The 505-nt window shown below is 71.9% G+C and carries 2 pseudogenes; one reads left to right on the top strand and one right to left on the bottom strand.

Annotated elements, in window-relative coordinates:
• A pseudogene (locus CCN44_RS47245) lies at nt 1-139 on the bottom strand (S-methyl-5-thioribose-1-phosphate isomerase); the annotation flags it as partial.
• Nucleotides 140-279: 140 nt separating this feature from the next.
• On the opposite strand from CCN44_RS47245, the pseudogene CCN44_RS42555 reads away from it, so the two are divergent.
• A pseudogene (locus tag CCN44_RS42555) lies at nt 280-505 on the top strand (hypothetical protein); the annotation flags it as partial.

Here is a 505-nt window from a genome sequence, read left to right as displayed (position 1 = left end):
CCAACTCGACCTCTTCGGCCGGAAGCCTCGTCTGGTCGAGAAGGACCAGTACGGGACCTTCTGGTGGTTCCTCCCATCGGATCGCAGGTATCTCGGTCGGCCGCTTGTCCCCGCTGGTTCGCGCCTGCTGATCAGCCATGCCGTCAGTCTGCCCCGGATCCGGCGGACAATTGAAGGAGTCCAGGCCATACCGCGGCCGGACCCCTGGTGACCAGCCCATGGCACGATGGCTGCCAACCTGCCGCCGCGACCGCGGACGGGCACCGAGAAGGAGCTTCGATGACAGACACTCCGGGCTGGGCCTCGCCCGGATCCGCCCCGTCGTCCGAGGGTCGGGAACCCGGTGCGTCCGGCCCCGCCGAGCCCGCCGACCGCCCCGGCGCCACCGAGCCCGCGCCACAGCCGGGCACGGACCCGCAGGGCCCAGGCACGAAATGGTCCAAGGAGCAGCCGCCACCCGGCCAGTGGTCGGCGCCCACCGGTGCCCCGAGCCCGAACCAGCCCC

This window comes from Streptomyces tricolor (genome assembly GCF_002155905.1).
GTDB classification, from domain to species: Bacteria; Actinomycetota; Actinomycetes; order Streptomycetales; family Streptomycetaceae; genus Streptomyces; species Streptomyces tricolor.
The sequence above is the reverse complement of the archived record's forward strand: the minus strand, read 5'-3'. Positions and strand labels throughout refer to the sequence as shown.